16 protein-coding genes and 1 tRNA gene are annotated in these 19,091 nt (G+C 39.0%); 2 read left to right on the top strand and 15 right to left on the bottom strand.

From position 1 onward, the window contains the following. Positions 1-144: 144 nt before the first annotated feature. From I6F47_RS17690 to I6F47_RS17735, 10 genes are all read right to left on the bottom strand, one after another. Positions 145-1,320, bottom strand: coding sequence for a hypothetical protein (locus I6F47_RS17690; protein ID WP_197184279.1), 1,176 nt, complete (start codon positions 1,318-1,320; stop codon positions 145-147). Next, the gene (gene nlpI, locus I6F47_RS17695; RefSeq protein WP_165721380.1) at positions 1,307-2,185 is read right to left on the bottom strand and encodes a lipoprotein NlpI; all 879 of its coding nucleotides are present in this window, start codon (positions 2,183-2,185) and stop codon (positions 1,307-1,309) included. The genes I6F47_RS17690 and nlpI overlap by 14 nt, the downstream gene beginning before the upstream one ends. Positions 2,186-2,326: 141 nt before the next feature. Next, entirely contained in the window at positions 2,327-4,453 is a 2,127-nt protein-coding gene (pnp, locus tag I6F47_RS17700; RefSeq protein WP_007585511.1) for a polyribonucleotide nucleotidyltransferase, read from the bottom strand. Between the two features lie 620 nt (positions 4,454-5,073). Next, a complete protein-coding gene (gene rpsO, locus I6F47_RS17705; RefSeq protein WP_007585509.1) occupies positions 5,074-5,343 on the bottom strand; it encodes a 30S ribosomal protein S15 in 270 nt (89 codons plus the stop codon). 153 nt (positions 5,344-5,496) lie between these two features. Continuing rightward, on the bottom strand, positions 5,497-6,456 hold the full coding sequence (truB, locus tag I6F47_RS17710) for a tRNA pseudouridine(55) synthase TruB (RefSeq protein WP_007585508.1): 960 nt from the start codon (positions 6,454-6,456) through the stop codon (positions 5,497-5,499). Beyond that, entirely contained in the window at positions 6,440-6,925 is a 486-nt protein-coding gene (gene rbfA / locus I6F47_RS17715) for a 30S ribosome-binding factor RbfA (RefSeq protein ID WP_007585506.1), read from the bottom strand. The genes truB and rbfA overlap by 17 nt, the downstream gene beginning before the upstream one ends. A gap of 156 nt (positions 6,926-7,081) precedes the next feature. Then, the gene (gene infB / locus I6F47_RS17720) at positions 7,082-9,742 is read right to left on the bottom strand and encodes a translation initiation factor IF-2 (protein WP_007585504.1); all 2,661 of its coding nucleotides are present in this window, start codon (positions 9,740-9,742) and stop codon (positions 7,082-7,084) included. A 25-nt stretch (positions 9,743-9,767) separates the two neighbouring features. Continuing rightward, positions 9,768-11,267 carry a transcription termination factor NusA gene (gene nusA / locus I6F47_RS17725; RefSeq protein ID WP_007585502.1) on the bottom strand — a complete coding sequence of 500 codons (1,500 nt, stop codon included), beginning with the start codon at positions 11,265-11,267 and terminating at the stop codon, positions 9,768-9,770. 39 nt (positions 11,268-11,306) lie between these two features. Further along, the gene (gene rimP, locus I6F47_RS17730) at positions 11,307-11,762 is read right to left on the bottom strand and encodes a ribosome maturation factor RimP (RefSeq protein WP_002958482.1); all 456 of its coding nucleotides are present in this window, start codon (positions 11,760-11,762) and stop codon (positions 11,307-11,309) included. A gap of 281 nt (positions 11,763-12,043) precedes the next feature. Beyond that, positions 12,044-12,120: transfer RNA gene (locus I6F47_RS17735), tRNA-Met, on the bottom strand. Between the two features lie 430 nt (positions 12,121-12,550). Here I6F47_RS17735 and I6F47_RS17740 point away from each other — a divergent pair. Both I6F47_RS17740 and I6F47_RS17745 read left to right on the top strand, forming a co-directional pair. Continuing rightward, positions 12,551-13,012 (top strand): globin domain-containing protein, encoded by a 462-nt coding sequence (locus I6F47_RS17740; protein WP_197111239.1) that lies wholly within the window; start codon positions 12,551-12,553, stop codon positions 13,010-13,012. A 191-nt stretch (positions 13,013-13,203) separates the two neighbouring features. Next, complete coding sequence (locus I6F47_RS17745; RefSeq protein ID WP_197184280.1) at positions 13,204-14,760, top strand: cryptochrome/photolyase family protein; 1,557 nt, start codon at positions 13,204-13,206, stop codon at positions 14,758-14,760. 60 nt (positions 14,761-14,820) lie between these two features. On the opposite strand, the gene I6F47_RS17750 is transcribed toward I6F47_RS17745, so the two are convergent. From I6F47_RS17750 to I6F47_RS17770, 5 genes are all read right to left on the bottom strand, one after another. Further along, on the bottom strand, positions 14,821-15,267 hold the full coding sequence (locus tag I6F47_RS17750; RefSeq protein ID WP_007585496.1) for an Hsp20 family protein: 447 nt from the start codon (positions 15,265-15,267) through the stop codon (positions 14,821-14,823). Positions 15,268-15,496: 229 nt separating this feature from the next. Beyond that, on the bottom strand, positions 15,497-16,027 hold the full coding sequence (locus I6F47_RS17755) for a peroxiredoxin-like family protein (RefSeq protein WP_007585494.1): 531 nt from the start codon (positions 16,025-16,027) through the stop codon (positions 15,497-15,499). A 112-nt stretch (positions 16,028-16,139) separates the two neighbouring features. Then, positions 16,140-17,537 (bottom strand): sigma-54-dependent transcriptional regulator, encoded by a 1,398-nt coding sequence (locus I6F47_RS17760; protein ID WP_007585492.1) that lies wholly within the window; start codon positions 17,535-17,537, stop codon positions 16,140-16,142. Positions 17,538-17,546: 9 nt separating this feature from the next. Beyond that, on the bottom strand, positions 17,547-17,921 hold the full coding sequence (locus tag I6F47_RS17765) for an Hpt domain-containing protein (RefSeq protein ID WP_101216632.1): 375 nt from the start codon (positions 17,919-17,921) through the stop codon (positions 17,547-17,549). 108 nt (positions 17,922-18,029) lie between these two features. After that, complete coding sequence (locus I6F47_RS17770) at positions 18,030-18,842, bottom strand: putative bifunctional diguanylate cyclase/phosphodiesterase (RefSeq protein ID WP_231609250.1); 813 nt, start codon at positions 18,840-18,842, stop codon at positions 18,030-18,032. Positions 18,843-19,091 lie beyond the last annotated feature (249 nt).

The following is a 19,091-nucleotide window of genomic DNA, read 5'->3' on the forward strand; positions in this document are numbered from 1 at the left end:
CTGTTTTTAAACGACATTAATGACTATAGTTATACTGAAAAACACTGATTTTGTCTATAAAAAGCGGTTCTGTATGGGTGTTTTTTAAACAAGAACTAACAATTTATTAAGCCTAAAAAAACAATTAATTAATACTGATAATTGTTAATTTAATATGGCCTTATTTGCAAATGTAAGCGCGCCAGGGTGACGATGAAAGTTACCATTGGTCATATCTAAATGTTTCAACCAAAGTTGTCTATACTGCGCTGAGAGCCCTAACTGCTGATATTGCATAATAGACCAATTTTCACTAGGTTTATAAGCAATACCCCCTACCTGGCAACTCTTTGCTTTATGCCAACCTGTTGGCGGCGACTCACCATGAGAAATAAATAAATTAGGTGCAACAAAACCTGTTTTTGCACACAACCATGCTTGCTTAGTTTTAGGCAAAGCGTATTCATCTTCAAAACCGTTAAAATGCATCAGCTCATGCAAAAACACATTGTATTTTGCTTTTGAGTTTATTAGCATTGTTCCCTTCGTGACATTAGCCGTTCCATCTTTAGGCATCATCACTATAAAATCAAAATTGTTAGGAAGCTGGCTATTAAGTTTAGATGATTGCCAGTCACACTTTGCTATTTGACTAGTACTACTTTTACACTCAAGCATTCCCGCAACGTAAACTGGTTTTGAAAAGCAAAAAATATTTTCACGGGGCTCTGGTTGTTTATTATAAGCATTAATAAACTCTGTAAGTTTATATAAGCCACTGCGATGATCGCTCATAGTCAGCACGTTAAACATACATTGCTTATTAGGTTTGCTTATATTTCTTAAAGATGAAAAACCGAGGTCGTGGATAAACGCGGTAGATATTTTACTCTGTGGTATTTTTAACTGAAGTTTTAGATGATTTAGTACATCCCCTGCTGGTAATTTGTTTTTACTAGCGAGTAACTCTAAATCGCTCCAACGTGATTGCTCAAGTAACTTTGTTGCTAATATTTTACGCTCTGGGATTGTTAAGTCATTTATAGCGGAGAGCCAAAATTGTTTTGCAGTATCACTCTGACTGCTTTTAATAAGCTTAAGAGAATACATATATTGTGCTGAGGAAATTTTACTGCGAGCAAGTATAGCTAAAGAGGTCTTTGGTAACTGCTCTAGGTGATCAGAAAAATAAGCTGGTGAATTCCAATAACTTTGTAGAACATTGGCTTTTGTATTTAAAACATGCCAAAAGCCAATAGCGCCAAGGTGATTACTCGAGCCTGTAATTAACAAACAACATAGTAATACACCTATTAATTTAAAACGCTTAACTTGCGTCAACACCTTCCATCAACTCAAGTTCTAAACGCGCATATTTGTACTCAATAAACTCATGTACATTGGTTGCTAGCGCAAGCCTAAAATAGTCTGATGCTAAATAAAGCTCACCCGCTGCTTGATGCATTTTAGCTAGGTAAAAATAAGCTTCACATAAACGCTGCGCATATTCTTGCTCAGTTCTAACACCATCACTAATGCCTGATAAAAATGCATGTTCACTCATATCGCCCGTATAAAGAGAAATTAACTGATACGCCCATTGCGAATCATCAAGCGCAGTCGCATTTTGTTTAAGTGCATCAAGTGCGATTACTTTATCCTCTTGTGCCTGGGCTAAATAAACCCATAAAACACGGTACGGATCTTTAGGAGAACGGGCTAAAAACTCGTTAAAGTCATTTTTAGCAAGGCCAGCTCTATCGCCGTAATAAAGGGCTATACCTCTATTTAAATAAGCATATTCATGCTCTTCATCAAGCTCAAGAGCTGAATCAAAAAACTCATAGGCTTTTTCGTACTGCTGCATAAGCGTATGTTGAATACCTAAAAAATTATACACTTCAGCTAAATCAGGCTTAAGTTTTACTGCGCGGTTAAAATCAATACGCGAAAGAGTGGTCATACCTAGACTATCGAAAAGTACACCACGGTCGTAATAAAGCTTAGCTTGTTGCTCTTCGCTTAAGTCAGCCCTATTCAATAACTCTGAGTAGCGTGCAATAGCAATTTCACTTCTAAAGTCAGAGGCTAAAGGTGCAGTAAATGGCACATTAACAATCGGGGTTGGTTCTGATTCTGTTGTAGTTTGGCAAGCGCTTAAAGACAAAATAGCAAAAGATGCCAAAGCTAAATGTTTGAGTATCATTAAAATCCTTAATACCAAGATATATCGCGATTAATATAAGACAGACCTTGTCCAATAAGGTTTCATTAAAGCATAAAAAAAGGGGCTAAACAGCCCCTTTTTTATCATCTAGCTAATATAACTAGATTAATAAGTTAACAATTACGCGTCAGTTGGCGCGTCAGCTGCAGGTGCTGCTGATTCCATTGCTTCTTTAATACTTAGACGTACACGGCCTTGGCGATCTACTTCTAGTACTTTAACTTTAACTTCTTGACCTTCAGAAAGGTGATCAGCCACGTTATTAACGCGCTCAGTACTAATTTGAGAAATATGTACTAGACCATCTTTACCAGGAAGAATGTTTACAAACGCACCGAAATCAACAATACGTACAACTTTACCTTCGTAGATAGTACCTACTTCAAGTTCAGCTGTTAATTGCTCAATACGGCTAATTGCATTAGCTGCACTTTCGCCATCAGTAGCGGCAATTTTAATTGTACCGTCGTCACCGATTTCAATCGTTGTACCAGTTTCTTCAGTAAGCTGACGAATAGTTGCGCCACCTTTACCGATAACTTCAGCGATTTTCTTCTGTGGGATTTTCATTGTGTATATGCGAGGAGCAAACATTGATAGCTCTTCAGAAGGAGCAGAAATTGCTTCGTCCATCACTTCTAAGATATGTAAACGTGCAGCTTTTGCTTGTTTAAGCGCAATTTGCATGATTTCTTGAGTGATACCTTCGATTTTGATATCCATTTGAAGTGCAGTGATACCTGCAGCTGTACCAGCAACTTTAAAGTCCATGTCACCTAAGTGATCTTCATCACCTAAGATGTCAGAAAGAACAACGAATTTATCGTCTTCTTTAACTAGACCCATCGCAATGCCGGCAACAGACGCTTTAATTGGTACACCGGCATTCATAAGTGCAAGTGAAGTACCACATACAGAAGCCATTGAAGATGAACCGTTTGATTCAGTGATTTCAGATACTACACGGATTGAATATGGGAATTCAGTCAATGTTGGCATTACAGCAGCAATACCACGCTTAGCAAGGTTACCATGGCCGATTTCACGACGCTTAGGAGAACCAACAAAACCAGTTTCACCTACACAGAATGGAGGGAAGTTGTAGTTAAGCATAAAGTGGTTTTTATGAGTACCAGTTAAATCGTCGATTAACTGTGAATCACGTTCTGTACCAAGTGTAGCTGTTACTAACGCTTGAGTTTCGCCACGAGTAAAGATAGCAGAACCGTGAGTACGCGGTAATACGCCAGTCATTACATCTAGTGCACGAATCATATCTGGTTCACGACCATCGATACGTTTTTCGCCAGAAGCGATACGGCCACGAACGATTTTCTTCTCAAGTGAGCCGAAGATTTTACCAATTTCTTGCTTATCTAAAGACTCGCCTTCAGCAAGTTCAGCTGTTAACACTGCAACAACTTCATCTTTAGCTACGCCAAGTGCTTCTTTACGCGCTACTTTATCAGTGATTAAGTAAGCTGCGCCTACTTTATCAGCAGCAATTGCTGCAACTTTATCTTCTAGTGCAACGTTTTTAGCTGGTGCAGTCCAATCCCAAGTAGGCTTGCCTGCTTCTGCTTTAAATTCTTCGATTGCAGTGATGATCGCTTGAGATTGCTCATGACCATATACAACAGCGCCAAGCATTACGTCTTCTGCAAGTACGTTAGCTTCTGATTCAACCATAAGTACCGCTTTATCAGTACCGGCTACCACTAAATCAAGTTGGCTTTCTTCAAGCTCTTTTAATGTAGGGTTAAGTACATATTCGCCGTTGATGTAACCAACGCGAGATGCACCAATTGGACCACTGAACGGGATACCAGAGATAGCAAGTGCTGCTGAAGTACCAATCATCGCAACCATATCAGGTTGGATTTCAGGGTTAACAGAAACAACAGTAGCAATAACTTGTACTTCGTTTACAAAACCGCTTGGGAAAAGTGGACGAATTGGACGGTCAATAAGACGTGCAATAAGTGTTTCGCCATCGTTAGGACGACCTTCACGCTTTAAGAAACCACCTGGGATACGACCAGCAGCGTACATACGCTCTTGGTAGTTAACTGTTAGTGGGAAAAAGTCTTGGCCAGGTTGTGCTTCACGCTTACCAACAACAGTTACTAAAACTGAAGTGTCGCCAATGCTTGCAAGTACAGCGCCGTCTGCTTGACGAGCGATTGCACCAGTTTCTAGAGTCACTGTATGTTGACCTAGTTTGAATTCTTTAATAATTGCTTGCACTTAAAATATTCCTTAAATGTATTCTAATAAGTTGTCATCAAAGTACCAATTACAGTACATAATTGTATTCAGTTGGAAATCAATTAAGTACTACAATTGGCAATGATGTGAATAAGCGTAGATAAACCTTTTTACCTACGCGCATAGTATATACCAAAGCTGCTTCAAAATGCGAGTCTAGGGTGTGTTGTTCTTTGTGGATTGAAATTTGTTCAATCTAGGGTCGATTTAATCACGGCGCGAGGTTTGTAACCTAGTGGGCTAAGTAAAAATCGAGCAACAAAGAGTTAATCGCCCCTAGGATGAACCCGCAGGGCAGCGCATGTTTGGCATTTATGCTGCGTTATCGCCTATTTATGGGGAATAACCACACTACATAGGCGCTGCCTTGCCTAAAGACCAAACATACAGCTGCAAAATTAATCACGAAAGATCAACACACACTAGCTACTAGATTTAAACTGGGCTAATTAGCGGGTAAATACAACAGCTATTGGTAGGGTATGAAATGGGGGTTTTATATTATAATTCAATAGGTTTAAGAATTTTCTTAATTTGGAAACACAAATTTCAGGCACAAAAAAAGGAGCTAAAAAGCTCCTTTTTCTATAATCTAGTTCTTAGCGACGTAGGCCAAGTTCTTTGATTAACGCAGTATAACTAGTGATGTCTTTACCTTTAAGGTAATCAAGTAGTTTACGGCGAGTGCTTACTTTACGAAGCAGACCACGACGTGAGTGGAAGTCATGCTTGTGATCAGCAAAGTGACCTTGAAGCTTGTTGATGTCAAAAGTAAGTAATGCTACTTGTACTTCTGATGAACCTGTATCGCCTTCTGCACGTGCAAATTTAGCAATGATATCGATTTTTTCTTGATTGCTTAGTGACATAGTAACTCCAAAAATTAAATTTAAAAGGTGTCTTAGCCGATCACTAATTCAGCCAAAACGATTAAGCGGGCGTATTCTACCAACTGTAGGAATAACTACAAGCTAATTATCCCCAACTACAACTAATAAGCCACCGTTAGGCACATTAGTTGCTTATTCAGGCTTCACGTAATCGTCTTGCTGACTAGCAAGACCACGTTTAACCTTTAAATGACCGTTTGAGTTGCGCTCACCAGTACCAATAAATATATTATCCGCAACAACTTTAATTGCACCATCAGGTAAAGCGATTGATAATTCTACAGCTTGCCCGTGACTAAAAATTCCCCCTTGTTCTTTTGTAATTTCAACAACGGGTAAATCAGTTAAAGCAGTATCAATTGGTAGCAATAGCGAGTCTAAATAAGTTGAAGGCGCAAGCTCTTCTTCTTTCGCTTTAGCAAGCAACGCTTCAATCTCATCAAGCGAGACCATTTTATCTGCCGGATACTGACCAACAGCAGTTCTGTGGAGCATAATAACGTGTGCGCCACAGCCTAGGTTTTCGCCTAAATCATCAACGATTGTACGAATGTAGGTCCCTTTAGATACATGGGCCGTCATTTGTAATACGTTGCTTTGTTCATCAAATTCGTCAAACGATAAGCTAAACACGTTTATTTTTCTGCATTTACGAGGAACTTCAATACCTTCGCGCGCGTACTTATATAACGGTCTACCTTGGTACTTAAGAGCTGAGTACATTGACGGATATTGTTCAGACTCACCAACAAAAGCAGCTATTTCTTTTGTTAGCTGTTCACGTGTAACGTTCACATCTTTAGTGCTAACAATTTCGCCATCAGAATCTGATGTTGTTGTACGCTCACCCAGTTGTGCACGAACGATATAGGTTTTATCTGTATCGAGTAAAAACTGCGTAAACTTAGTCGCTTCACCAAAACAAATTGGCAGCATACCTGTGGCAAGTGGATCTAAAGCACCTGTGTGCCCAGCTTTTTGCGCAAAATAAACACTTTTTGCTTGCTGTAATGCTTTATTTGATGAAATGCCTTCAGGTTTGTTTAACAACAAAATACCGTCAACTGCACGGCCTTTACTGCGCTTTGCCATCTGTATCAGTGCCTTCTTCGCTATCTGTATCGTCTACGTGATCAGTACCTTCTTCGCTATCTGAAACATCAGCAGCATCAACACTTTCTACGTCTTCATCTACATGCTTTGCGTTATCTTCGCGGATAATAGAATCCACTAAATTAGAAATACGCATACCTTCCATTAATGAGTTATCAACTACAAACTTTAACTCAGGCATTATACGTGCACGGATACGCTTACCAAGTAACGAGCGAATATAGCCCGTTGCTTCATTAAGTACTTTTGCGCTTTGCTTTGCTGCGTCTTCATCTTGTGTGTTAAACACAGTAATGAAAATTTTGGCATAAGATAAATCGCGCGATACTTCTACCGCTGACACTGTCACCATACCTAAGCGTGGATCTTTAATTTCGCGTTGTAAAATTACAGCAATCTCTTTTTGGATTTGCTGTGCAACACGATCAGTGCGAGAAAATTCTCTCATTATACTTGTCCTAAAATAATAACTTATTGAAATTAAATAATAAGTTAACTAAATAATGGATATGCAAATGGGGGCTAAGCCCCCATTTAAAATCTTAGCGTAGGGTGTGTAGAACGTCCGGCGTTAACCTGAGCGTTCAATACTCCCTAGTAACAATTATAGAGTACGTTGTACTTCAACTGTTTCGAATACTTCGATTTGGTCACCAACACGTACGTCATTGTAGTTCTTAACGCCGATACCACATTCCATGCCGTTACGAACATCAGCAACATCGTCTTTAAAGCGACGAAGTGACTCAAGTTCACCTTCATAGATAACAACGTTTTCACGTAGTACACGGATTGGAGCGCTACGTTTAATAACACCTTCAGTAACCATACAACCAGCGATTGCGCCAATTTTTGGAGACTTGAATACGTCACGAACTTGAGCAAGACCAATGATTTCTTGTTTAAACTCTGGCGCTAGCATACCTGACATTGCTTGTTTAACTTCGTCAATCAAGCTGTAGATTACGCTGTAGTAACGTAGGTCTAAGTTTTCAGTCTCGATAACTTTACGAGCTGAAGCATCAGCACGAACGTTAAAGCCAACTACAATTGCGTTAGACGCTGCAGCTAGTGTTGCATCAGTTTCGGTAATACCACCAACACCTGAACCAACAATCTTCACTTTCACTTCATCAGTAGAAAGTTTAGTTAGTGAATCAGAGATTGCTTCGATAGAACCTTGAACGTCTGCTTTAAGTACCACGTTAACTTCAGAAACATCGCCTTCAGTCATGTTAGTAAACATGTTTTCAAGCTTAGCTTTTTGCTGACGTGCTAGTTTAACATCGCGGAACTTACCTTGACGGTATAAAGCAACTTCACGTGCTTTACGCTCATCTTTAACTACAGTCGCTTCGTCGCCTGCAGCTGGAATACCAGAAAGACCTAAAATCTCAACTGGAATAGATGGACCAGCTGACTTAATGTCTTTACCGTTTTCATCGCGCATTGCACGAACACGGCCATACTCAAGACCACATAATACAATGTCACCTTGGTTAAGCGTACCAGATTGAACAAGTACTGATGCTACTGGACCACGGCCTTTATCAAGACGAGATTCAATAACAACACCAGCCGCCATACCTTCAGTAGGTGCAGAAAGCTCTAAAAGTTCAGATTGGTTCAATACTGCTTCAAGAAGGTCGTCAATACCTAAGCCAGTTTTAGCTGAGATATGAACGTACTGCGTATCGCCGCCCCATTCTTCTGGAATAACGTCTAGTACAGCAAGTTCGTTTTTAACACGATCTGGATCTGCGCCTTCTTTATCCATTTTGTTTACTGCGATGATTAAAGGAACGCCAGCTGCACGAGCATGCTGTACTGCTTCTTTAGTTTGTGGCATAACGCCATCATCTGCTGCAACTACTAGGATTACGATATCAGTCGCTTTAGCACCACGAGCACGCATTGAAGTAAATGCAGCATGTCCTGGTGTATCTAAGAAGGTGATCATGTGACCGTTTACATCAACATGGTATGCACCAATATGCTGTGTAATACCACCGGCTTCGCCAGAAGCAACCTTCGCAGAACGAATGTAATCAAGAGTTGATGTTTTACCATGGTCAACGTGACCCATTACAGTTACTACTGGAGCACGTGGCTCTGACTTACCATCTTCGTGGCGGTCATTAAGTACTGTTTGCTCTAATTCGTTTTCTTTAACAATGATAACCTTGTGACCCATTTCTTCTGCAACTAATTGTGCAGCTTCTTGGTCAATCACTTGGTTAATAGTAACCATGTCACCCATTTTCATCATTGTTTTAACAACTTCAGCGCCTTTAACGGCCATGCGTGATGCAAGCTCAGCTACTGTAATTGTTTCGCTAATACGCACTTCATTTTTAACATCAACAGTTGGTTTTTGGAAACCATGTTGTAATGATGCAGGTGCTTTTAACTTAGACTTGTTACGGCCTCTTGACGCTGCAAATTTATCTTTTGCTGGCGCTTTTTTCTTTTTCTTAGCACGGCGTGTACCTTGCTCATCACGAGCATCGGCAACATCTTCTGCTTCACGTGCATAAGTAGAAGTCGTAAGATGGTGATCCGCTGTTTCTTCGCGTTTCTTACGTTCTTCTTCTTCTTTCTTCCAGCGTGCCGAGTTTTCTTCAGCTAGCTTTCTTGCTTCTTCTGCTTGACGTTTCGCTTCTTCTTCAGCTTTCTTCAATGCGGCCTCTTCTGCTTCTTTTTGCAGACGCTCAGCTTCTATGCGATCTTTCTCAGACTTAGCACTTTGCTCTGGGGTCATCTGCTTTTGTTTCGCTTTACGCTCTGCATCAGCTTTGCGTTTAGCTTCTTCTTTGGCTTTACGGTCGGCTTCTTCTTTCGCTTTGCGTTCTGCCTCTTGTTTCGCTTTTAATTCTGCGGCTTCTTGGTCAGCTTTTTGCTGCTCTTCAAGACGCACTTTTTCTTCAGCAGCTAAGCGAGCTTGCTCTTGTTCTTGTTCCATTGCGCTTTTCTTCACGTAAGTACGTGTTTTGCGAACTTCAACTTGAACATCTTTTGCTTTACCAGTAGAGCCCGTAACACTTAAAGTGCTTTTGCTCTTACGTTGTAAAGTCATACGCGCTGGGCCATCTGAACCTGTACCGCCATGATGCTTGCTTAAATGATCAAGTAACGTTGCTTTTTCAGCTTCAGTTACGTTATCAGTTGCTTGCTTAGTGATACCTGCTTGTGAAAACTGCTGTAGCAATTTATCAACAGTCGTACCTATATCGCCGGCTAGTTTTTCAACATTTACTTCTGCCATAGTGTGTAATACCTCCGTTAATAAATTACTCGTCTGCAAACCAACAAATGTTTCGTGCAGCCATAATCAGTTCACCCGCTTTTTCAGATGAAAGTTCTGTGATATCAACTAATTCGTCAATACCTTGTTCTGCCAAGTCTTCAAGTGTAACAACACCCTTGCTTGCCATAACAAATGCTAAGTGACGCTCTAAGCCTTCAAGCGCAAGTAAGTCTTCAGCTGGCTCTGCGCCATCTAAGCTTTCTTCCGTTTTAAGTGCTTTAGTTGTCAATGCATCTTTTGCGCGTGAGCGCAGTAAATCTACAGTCTCTTCATCAAGACCATCAATTTCTAAAAATTCAGACGCTGGTACATACGCCACTTCTTCAAGTGTCGAGAAACCTTCGTTGATAAGTAATGATGCAAACTCATCATCAATTTCTAAATTTTCAGTGAATAAGTTAAGTAACTTATCAGATTCAGCTTCATTTTTAGTACGCATGTCTTCAACAGTCATTACGTTTAGTTCCCAGCCAGTTAACTGACTTGCTAAACGAACGTTTTGACCATTACGACCAATTGCTTGCGCTAGGTTATCTGCTTCTACAGCGATATCCATTGAGTGAGTGTCTTCATCCATTACGATTGAAGCAACCTCTGCTGGCGCCATTGCATTGATAACAAATTGTGCCGGGTTGTCATCGTAAAGTACGATATCAACACGCTCACCGCCAAGTTCTGACGATACAGCCTGAACTCGTGCGCCACGCATACCAACACATGCACCAATTGGGTCAATGCGTTTGTCGTTAGATTTAACAGCAATTTTAGCGCGTGAACCTGGATCACGTGCTGCTGCACGTAATTCAATCATCTCTTCGCCAATTTCTGGCACCTCAATGCGGAATAATTCCATTAGCATTTCAGGTTTAGAGCGCGTTACAAATAATTGTGCACCGCGTGCTTCAGGCTTAACTTCATATAAAAGACCACGGATACGGTCACCCGGGCGGAAATTTTCACGTGGTAACATGTCATCACGGTAAATTACCGCTTCTGCGTTGTTACCTAAATCAAGTACGATTGCATCGCGAGTTGCTTTTTTAACAACACCCGTTACCAGCTCGCCTTCTTGATCTTTGTATGCTTCAACAACTAAAGCGCGCTCAGCTTCACGTACTTTTTGTACGATAACTTGCTTAGCCATTTGTGTTGTAATACGGTCAAATTTGATTGAGTCGATTTGCTCTTCAACATAATCACCCATTTGCAAATCAGGTTCTTCAACCTGTGCTGCTTCTAGAGTGATTTCGCTGTATGGGTTCTCTAAAGAACCATCTTCTAATACAGCGGCAATCTGCCAACGACGGAACGTATCGTAATCACCGGTTTTACGGTCAATTGCTACGCGTACTTCAATTTCGCCATCGTGTTTTTTCTTTGTAGCTGTCGCTAAAGCGAACTCTAGAGCTTCAAAAATCTTTTCTTTTGGAACCGCTTTCTCATTGGAAACGGCTTCAGCAACCAATAATATCTCTTTTGCCATGGGTAATGCCTCGCTTGCCCTATTCCTTCGCACTCGAATTTAAAACTTCGCGATTAAATTCGCACGTTCGATGTTACTAAGCATGATCAGATGCTCTGCACCATCGCTAGATAGTGTGATCATATCGCTGCTAACTGCTACTAAGTCGCCTTTAAAATTACGACGACCATCCTGTGGAAGTTTAGTACGCACGCGTACTTCCTCTCCTTGCGCCTGCTCGTAGTGATCTTGTTTGAATAATAGACGATCAACACCAGGAGACGATACTTCCAAATCATATTCATTTGTAATTGGGTCTTCGACGTCTAAAATCGCACTAATTTGGCGACTTGCATCCGCACAGTTATCAACTGAGATCCCATCCTCATGAGCAATATATACTCTTAAGGTAGAATGGCGACCCGCTTGCACAAATTCAAGACCATGCAATTCAAAGCCTAACATTTCTACCGCAGGCGTTAACATGGTTACTAAATCTTGTTCAAGTTTTGTCACGAAAATCCTCCATACAAACAAAAAAAGGGCTTATAGCCCTAAAATACTGAGTTTAAGTTTTAATTTGATGACAATTGCCACAAATCGCAAGGTGCAGATACAACAACGCCCCGAACCAAGCGGGGCGTCACACCAATAAAGCATAAAACTGTGTGGCCTAGGGCCAAGCTTGGTTGCGAGTCAGTAAACTGACCTAATTAAACTACATAGTCTAAAACGCAAAACGCGCATTACTTAGAATGCGCGATATAAATTAGTAAGGTAATACCTACTAGTAGAATTGGTTGCGGGAGCCGGATTTGAACCGACGACCTTCGGGTTATGAGCCCGACGAGCTACCAGACTGCTCCATCCCGCGCCAATAGATATCAAACTTTAAATTTAATATCGCTGTTAGCTGTTTTACAACATGCTAAACAATGGCCGCTATTATAAGGATGTACGGGATGATTAGCAACTATAATACGCAATTAGTTTATAAAATTTCCAATTCGTCAAGATGCTAATTTAATGTATATATAAGTAACATAAGTAATCAATCAATTTTATAAAATGCTGTCTCTAAATTATTAAATATTACAGCTTATTATTTTTGAGTGAAAATCAAACAAACTAAATTTGAGCTACCTTAGTACCTTCTAGATGCTTACAATTTACCAGAAAATAAATTGATATAACTAAAACCCATACTTTAACACTAAAAAAACGTGCAGAATTTTATCTGCCCGCTATAATCAATTTTATGCCACTTAATAATAATAGTTATTACTCACTGCAGCGAGATAAAAATGAATCAACAACAATCAGCATTGTTAAATAACTTAACAATTATTAAGCCAAATTTTCATGCTTTCACGGCTCGATTTCACAGTAAATTGGCTGAATCTAGCATTGAAATGAATTACCCAACAGCCTTACAATTTAACGAAAAGAGTTTTACCCTTTTTTGTGTGTTAGAACGAATTGTTAAACATTTAGATAAGCCAGCATCGGTAGCTCCTTTTTTAGCACATCATTTAATATACCTAAAAAAAAGCAGTGTTTCACAAAATGACATTGCACTATTATCTGATGCGTTTTACGAAACCCTTAAAGAGCACCTTGGTAAACACTTTACTCCTGAGAGCCAGCTCGCTTGGAAAAAAGCCCTTAAATATTTTGAAAACTTTGCCAGCAATATTCTATTTAATGTATCTAATGTGGTTTCGTTACAACAAAAAATGCAGCAAAAGCAAAGTAATAAAATTTAAACATAAAATTTTAGGGGTGGCAATTTAACTTACTTAACCTCCCCATTAATTAAACTCATTTGCACACCATGATCCAGCACGCCTTTATTGCCTTGATAATCGGTTAAGCCTTTTTGCTCTATTCACTCGTAGTTAAATAGTAAAACGATCCTTTAATTAAATACGTCCGTATAAAAAAATTTGGCTTTACTATGACCCATCACAAAACACTCAGACTAATACTAGGCGATCAGCTAAACCCATCTCATTCATGGTACAAGCAAAAAGACGACGACACGCTTTACCTCATCGCAGAACTAAAACAAGAAACTGACTACGTTAAACATCACATTCAAAAACTGTGTGCCTTTTTTAATGCTATGGAAAACTTTGCAACTGCATTAAACACGGCAGGTTTTAATGTTTTGCATTTAACACTTGATGATACCGATGACGACAAGGACTTGATTGAATTACTCAAGCGAGTTGCCGATAAATACCAATGCGACTCTATTGAATATCAATACCCTGACGAGTTTAGGCTAAAATCTCAATTAGCTAAGTTTAAAAGTGATAGCTCATTAAATGTAATTGCTACAGATACTGAACACTTTTTATTACCGTTCACCGATATAAAAACACGCTTTACAAAAAACAAGCATGTAACAATGGAGCATTTTTATCGTGCTATGCGTAAGCAATTTAATATATTAATTGATGATGCAAAGCCAACTGGTGGCAAATGGAATTTTGATAGTAATAATCGTAATAAATTTTCCAAAAAAGACTTAGCCGACATCCCAGAGCCTAAGTTATTCAATACTGATGTTAGCAGCATTATCTCTCGTTTAAATAAACACAACGTCGCTTATTTGGGTGAAATAAATCAACATTCACTGGAGTGGCCAACAACTCGTAAACAAGCGATTGAATCTCTTGAATACTTTTGTGAGCACTTACTTAGTCGCTTTGGTCACTTTCAAGATGCGATGACAGATCAAAGTAAAAACAATACCAGCCTGTACCATAGCCGTTTATCGTTTGCCCTAAACGCAAAAATACTCCACCCGTTACATGTAATCAAACGTGTAATAAGCGAATACGAACAAAGACCCAATGAAATATCCCTCTCGCAAGTAGAGGGCTTTACTAGGCAAATATTAGGCTGGAGAGAGTATGTACGTGCCATTTATTGGATTAACATGCCCGACTACGCAGTTAAAAATCAGCTACAAGCCAAAAATAAACTGCCATCTTATTTTTGGAACAGCTCTACAAAAATGAATTGTCTAAGCCACTCACTCAAACAAAGCCTTGAAACCGCTTATGCCCATCATATTCAGCGCCTAATGGTTATTGGGAACTTTTGCATGCTTACAGGTATTAACCCTGATGACGTAGACAACTGGTACTTAGGCGTTTATATAGATGCCATAGAATGGGTAGAAATGCCCAACACCCGAGGCATGAGTCAGTTTGCCGATGATGGAATAATTGCAACAAAGCCTTATGCTGCAAGCGGTAACTACATTAATAAAATGAGCGATTATTGCAAAAGCTGTCAGTACGATGTTAAACAAAAAGTAGGAGATAAGGCCTGCCCGCTAAATAGCTTGTATTGGCATTTCATGAATAGACACAGAGACAGGCTAGAGAAGAACCCACGTATTGGTATGGTATATAAAAACTGGGATAAACAAGATGAAACACTTCAAGAACAAACGCTGCAACAAGCAACCTACTACCTTAATAATTTAGAAGCGCTTTAAGTAAAAAAACCGCCTCAAATGAGGCGGCTAAATAATCAGGGGAATATGTACTTTAGAAGACTATTTACCTTCTATTAGATTGCTATTACCAATTTCTATTTTACGTGGTTTAAGTGCTTCAGGAATTTCACGCTGTAACTCTATGCTTAATAAGCCGTTAGCTAAATCGGCACCAAGTACTTTTACATGGTCTCCAAGCTGAAACTTACGTTCAAAGTTACGCTCTGCTATACCTTGATGAATAAACTTACGTTCATTATTTTCATCTTTATTAGCTTTAATACCTGCAACTTTTAATGTGTTGTTTTCTGACTCAATGGTTAATTCACTATCACTAAAACCAGCAACGGCCATAGTGATTCTGTATTTGTCTTTATCGAGTGCTTCTATATTGTAAGGAGGAAAACTAGGCTGCTTGTCTGTATTAGCTGCCGCATCCATAAGTGATGCTAAATGTTCGAAGCCGATAAATGAACGATAAAGTGGTGATAAGTCTACTGTACGCATAATAATATCCTCATATTTAAGCGATATTTTGCATGTGCTTTTCTATTGAACAAGCTCAAGCAAAGTTTAATTAATAATATAAATTTCAATTGTTTAAGTTTAATTTAGGACCCATCAGGCGTCCTACTTAACTATATATGGACGGTAAAATTGTTTTCAAGTAAATTTATTAAAAATAAATAAAAAAGGCACTGAAGAGTGCCTTTTTTGAAACCATGTAAAATGAATACTATTTAATAAATGTGCCCCGGATTGGATAGTCGTTTTCTCTTGAAAACTTAATCCCACCTAGCAGTTGCTCTAAATCAGGACGAACAAACGGGCTGTTTGATATATCGACCATTTGAAGCTGATTTTTTTCATTAAGCACATAAATTCCTGGTTCAGCAAATGGATGATCAGTTTCTGCACCACTGCGAGGCTCGCTAATATGTAGCCCTAAATCAGTCATTTGTTCGATTGTTAAACCATAGTAAATTGGGAAGTTAATATCTATTTTTTCAAGATGTTTATTAAGCTGCTCATGGCTATCACCACTTACTGCAACCACTTCAACTCCAGCCTCTTTAAAGTCTTTATGAACTTTAGCAAGCTCGTTGAGTTGCGCAGTACATTTAGGGCAGTGCTGGCCTCGATAAACAACAATCATTTTCCACGGAGAGTCACTTATTCTGTCAACTAAATCTACCTTTTTCTCATCAACATCACTCACTACTAGTGATGGCATAATATCCGCAGGTTTTAAACTAGTGTTACTCATTGCGATCTCCTTTTACTATTTCAGATTAAAAATTAATTTTGCTCTTACACATAGAGTTTAGGGTAACTTTTATTAATTCAACCTAAAATTGCAATTAAAATCTATTAAAGCTTTAAGACCATCCCTTTATTTTTCTATAAATGGTAGATGCACTTACCCCTAAATAAGCAGCAGCAAGAGGAATGTTGTCTTCGCAGCTTTTGATTGCGTTTTCAATAGCCCTTTTTTCAACTTGCCATAATGGTTCTATATCGTGAACCGACATAGGAGATAATTGAACACTCTGATCGTTTGTATTGTGAATTGACTTAGTTGAGCTTGAGTGTTTTACAGCGCCTAGACCAAATGAATTTGGTAGCATATCTCTTTCTATTACATCGCCATCATTAATAACGACTGTATTTTCAATTACATTTTGCAGTTCGCGTATATTTCCTGGCCAATCGTAATTACAAAAAAGCGCCTTAACTTCATCAGAAAAGCCAATAAAATGTTTAGCGTTGCTATCGCTTTTTTGTTTTAAAATATACTCAGCGAGCAGCAAAATATCGTTTCCGCGCTCCCTTAAAGGCGGGAGCTTTACGGGGATAACATTTAAACGATAATATAAATCTTCTCTAAAGCGCCCCTCTGCTACCTCTATTATTGGATTTCTGTTGGTTGCACATACCAAGCGGACATCGCTGTGTAATACTTCGCTGCTACCAACCTTGCTAAATATGCCAGTTTGTAAAAAGCGCAATAACTTAGCTTGTAAGTTAAGCTCCATTTCACATAGTTCATCTAGAAATAACGTACCGCCGTTGGCCACTTCAACTGCGCCTTTACGATCGCTTAAAGCGCCACTAAATGCCCCTTTAACATGCCCAAAAAATTCTGATTCAAATAACTCAGCAGGGATCGCAGCACAGTTTATAGCAATAAAAGGGCCTTGGCTGCGAGGGCTCGAATCATGAAGGGTTTGTGCGCATACTTCTTTACCGGTTCCACTTTCACCTGTAATAAATACGCATGCTTTGCTTCTAGCTGCGCTATCTAGCAATCTAAAAACGGTTTTCATTGCGAGAGATTCACCAACAAAATCTTGGCTTTTATCACTGCTTTGAACCAAAGGTTGTACTTTAGCTTGCTCTTTGGGTGTTAACGCACTTTCTACTGAGCTAATAAGTCGCTGACTTGTGAAGGGTTTTTCTAAAAAATCGAAGCCACCTAAACGCATAGCTTCCACTGCAATATCAATAGAACTATTTGAGGTGATCATGACTACATTAGCAGGATTTTTTTGTTTATTTACAAATTGTAAAACTTCAAGCCCACTTATATCAGGCAAGCATACATCTTGTACTATCACCGCAGGCATTTTTTCTTTAATACCGACCAAAGCAGAATATCCATCTGCGAAATGCTTACATTCAAAACCTACTTGCTCTAGCTGACTGGCGTACAAAGCACCACTTGCGATGCTATCTTCAACAATATAAACAAGGCCTTTACCCATTATATCTGACACGGCTTTCTCCTAGATAGCTATACTCTTACTCATTATTTGATATGCATCTCGGGTTTTATCCAAGTTATGCTTAATAACAAGCGCTGCGTGCAAATTTTCTTCTGTGGTTGGTGGTGGTGAATCGTGTAACTGTGTTGCCAATGCAGCTAAAGGAGCGGCTCCATATAAGGCAGCCGAGTTTTTCAAAACATGCATTATTTCTCTAATTTTTATAATATCTGCATTATTAATTGCCGTATCTAATTGGTTAGCCATAGTAACTAATTCATCGATAAATAAGTTTACTAATCGAGCTAAAACGCTTATTCCAACATCCTTTTCAAGTTGAATTAAAACATTTAGCTCCGTAATACTTTTATCGATAAACTGCTCTGATATAGGCATAGATAACCTTTGTGTAAGTTAAAGCTTCGTACACTAATAAAATGTAAGAATTGTAGTTTAAGAGTAATTTGTTTTTTGCATTTTGCAAATCAAAATGAATATAAACAATTACAGAGCCCAGGTATCAATACTTTTTGTTAATGTTTGCGGCTTATCGAGCAAGTACCCCTGAGCAATATCACAACCAAGTTGTTCTAATATTTGTAATTGCTCATTCTCTTCAATGCCTTCTGCTACAGTTTGTAAGCCCAATCGTTGAGCCATCGCAATAATTGCGCTACATAACGTAAAGTCTTCGTTATTAGTTGCAATACCACTTACAAAACTGCGATCAATTTTTAAACCATCGATATCAAATTGACGAAGTAGACCTAAAGACGCGTACCCAGTGCCAAAATCATCAATCCACACCTTTACGTCTTCTTTATGGAAGTTTTCAAACGCCTTAGCTATTTTATCAGGACTATGAATGAGCGCTGTTTCCGTTAATTCAACTTTAATGGCTTGTGGTGGTATTTGGTGCTTTTCTAGCAAAGCCATTACTTTTGAAAACACATCACCATCTAAAATTTGTACCGGTGAAATATTTAAAGAAACAGCAATATCTGTCATACCAAAATGTCGCATCTGTTTTAAATCAGACAAACATTGCTCAAAAATCCAGTCACCTAATTCTAAAATCATTCCCGATTGCTCTACATGAGGGATAAACTCATCAGGGCCTACAATACCAAAGCGGGGTGATTGGCACCTTACTAGCGATTCAAAGCCGACCAACTTTCCCGTTCCTAATGATACAAGCGGTTGATAAACCATTTTAAAATAATTATTTTGCATTGCATCCGACATGATTCTCTCTAACTCATGCCATCTTGCGAGATTGACTGGGCTTTCTGCTTCTAGGTACTTAAATGCATTCATGTTTTGCTCCGATTTTCACTCTTAGTGACTTATGTAATCAAGAGCAAGTTACAGACCATTTAGAAAGTGAATAAAACAAAAATAAAAACAGCAAATTCAAAAGGTTAAGTTTAGTTATTTGAGTATTTAAATTTTTCTATTTTATTTGCATTTTGCAATTCAATTTGCAATGCACCTAAATTAATAAATAAGAGCTTACTCAAGCCCAAACAGCACAGAGAAACCAGTTAGTAATTGTTGGCTAAAAGT

The sequence above is a fragment of the Pseudoalteromonas sp. NZS37 genome, assembly GCF_015864265.1.
GTDB lineage: Bacteria > Pseudomonadota > Gammaproteobacteria > Enterobacterales > Alteromonadaceae > Pseudoalteromonas > Pseudoalteromonas arctica.

What these genes read in the sequence shown, in the direction of transcription:
- I6F47_RS17740 (WP_197111239.1), top strand. Translation starts at nt 12,551, where the DNA reads ATGAATCAACAACAATCAGCATTGTTAAATAACTTAACAATTATTAAG.
- truB (WP_007585508.1), bottom strand. Translation starts at nt 6,456, where the DNA reads ATGGCAAAGCGCAGTAAAGGCCGTGCAGTTGACGGTATTTTGTTGTTA.
- I6F47_RS17750 (WP_007585496.1), bottom strand. Translation starts at nt 15,267, where the DNA reads ATGCGTACAGTAGACTTATCACCACTTTATCGTTCATTTATCGGCTTC.
- infB (WP_007585504.1), bottom strand. Translation starts at nt 9,742, where the DNA reads ATGGCAGAAGTAAATGTTGAAAAACTAGCCGGCGATATAGGTACGACT.
- I6F47_RS17745 (WP_197184280.1), top strand. Translation starts at nt 13,204, where the DNA reads ATGACCCATCACAAAACACTCAGACTAATACTAGGCGATCAGCTAAAC.
- I6F47_RS17765 (WP_101216632.1), bottom strand. Translation starts at nt 17,921, where the DNA reads ATGCCTATATCAGAGCAGTTTATCGATAAAAGTATTACGGAGCTAAAT.
- nusA (WP_007585502.1), bottom strand. Translation starts at nt 11,267, where the DNA reads ATGGCAAAAGAGATATTATTGGTTGCTGAAGCCGTTTCCAATGAGAAA.
- I6F47_RS17755 (WP_007585494.1), bottom strand. Translation starts at nt 16,027, where the DNA reads ATGAGTAACACTAGTTTAAAACCTGCGGATATTATGCCATCACTAGTA.
- rpsO (WP_007585509.1), bottom strand. Translation starts at nt 5,343, where the DNA reads ATGTCACTAAGCAATCAAGAAAAAATCGATATCATTGCTAAATTTGCA.
- nlpI (WP_165721380.1), bottom strand. Translation starts at nt 2,185, where the DNA reads ATGATACTCAAACATTTAGCTTTGGCATCTTTTGCTATTTTGTCTTTA.
- rbfA (WP_007585506.1), bottom strand. Translation starts at nt 6,925, where the DNA reads ATGAGAGAATTTTCTCGCACTGATCGTGTTGCACAGCAAATCCAAAAA.
- I6F47_RS17770 (WP_231609250.1), bottom strand. Translation starts at nt 18,842, where the DNA reads ATGAATGCATTTAAGTACCTAGAAGCAGAAAGCCCAGTCAATCTCGCA.